This is a genomic window from Deferribacterota bacterium (assembly GCA_034189185.1).
Lineage (GTDB): Bacteria > Chrysiogenota > Deferribacteres > Deferribacterales > UBA228 > UBA228.
Genome location: JAXHVM010000291.1, coordinates 1 through 1654, shown reverse-complemented (window position 1 = coordinate 1654; position 1654 = coordinate 1). Strand labels below are relative to the sequence as shown.

Here is a 1654-nt window from a genome sequence, read left to right as displayed (position 1 = left end):
GCATATCTATAATAGGTATTATCAAGAAGGTTTTTAAATTTAGCTATATTTTCCCTAAATAAAGGTATTTTAGATGTAGGCATTTTCTTAGTAGGAGCCTTGAATTTTAAAGGGTTTAAAAATTTACTATACCTTTTGATTCTATAATCTAAATGAGGCCCTGTAGCGTATCCAGTTGCACCTACATAACCTATTACCTGCCCCTGCCTAACCCTTGAGCCAACATAAATACCCTTTGCAAATCCTGAAAGATGCATATAATAAGTATAAAATCCATTATTATGGCTTATTTTTATATAATTTCCATTACCTCTTTTATACCCTCTAACAATAACTTTGCCATCAGCTGTTGAATAAACAGGAGTGCCTGTTGGAGCAGCATAATCAATTCCTAGATGGGGCATAGGCTTGTGAAATATAGGATGCAACCTACTATAAGAAAACTTTGAAGAAATCCTTGAATATTTAAGTGGAGCCCTTAAAAAACCCCTTTTTAATGAAGTGCCGTCATATTTAAAATATCCACTAATTTTATCATCTTCATAGTAATAAGCCCTAATTAGTTCATCTCTATTAATAAAATCTAAAGCCAGAATTTTGCCATATCCAATAAATTTAGAACGACAAAATTTCTTTTCCACAACAAGCTTGTAGTGGTCTCCTTTTCTTATATCTTTAAAAAAATCAACTTCCCACTGCAAAATGTCCGCTAGCATTATCGCTAACCTATCATCTTCGCCAATAGAATTTACACTCTTAAATAGGCTCTCATTAATGGTGCCATTTACAACATAATTAATTGTTTGTATGTCGTATTTAGTTACTACAATATTAAAACCTTCATTATTCTTTAAAATTGTTAAATCCTTATCTACTGCCGCATTTATTACTACTTTATCTTTATAAAATTTTATTTTTTGGCCTTCTTTTAATATAAAGCTATTTAATTTATTATTAATCTTTTTTGAGATCTCCAGAATTTCAGCAGGACTGAATATTTCATCTAATAAAGAATATAGAGTATCACCTCTTTTTACATAATATAATCTATATTCATCTTTTATATCTTTTGATGTTTTATCTAAATCACTAATATTTGTATCTTTTACGTTGGCATTAAGACTGCCTACAAACAGTAGGCACAACAAACACACCACAAGTTTCCTAAATATCATTATTGAATCTTTTCACCCTTCCTTTTATACATGACTATATAATATATAACCAATAAAAATAATAATGGCAACAAAAAAATTATAACTAAGTTTAATTGTTTTTTTATCAAGGGGAGATTATTACCTATAAAGTAACCAATGTATGTTAATATTGTAACCCAAATAAATGCCCCAATTGATGTATATATTGAAAATTTATAAATATTCATTTTAGCAAGCCCCGCAGGAATTGATATATACTGCCTAATAGTGGGTATTAATCTGCCTACAAATATTGTAATCTCACCATGTTTTAAAAAAAATACTTCCACCTTCTTTAACATTTTTTGGTTAATAAAAATGAATCTCCCATATTTTAGTAGGAAAGGTAAACCTATTGTATAGGATAGATAATAATTTATCAGTGCTCCAAATAAACTCCCCAATGTACCAAAAATAATAACTAAATATATAGACATTGCGCCCTTGCTACATAGATA

2 protein-coding genes are annotated in these 1654 nt (G+C 29.1%); both read right to left on the bottom strand.

Annotated elements, in window-relative coordinates; all coding sequences use genetic code 11:
• Positions 1-1175: peptidoglycan DD-metalloendopeptidase family protein (locus SVN78_10990; GenBank protein ID MDY6822131.1), on the bottom strand; the 1175-nt coding region annotated here is incomplete at its 3' end.
• A partial coding sequence (locus SVN78_10985; protein ID MDY6822130.1) for a DedA family protein occupies positions 1175-1654 on the bottom strand: 480 nt, incomplete at its 5' end. The genes SVN78_10985 and SVN78_10990, both read right to left, overlap by 1 nt.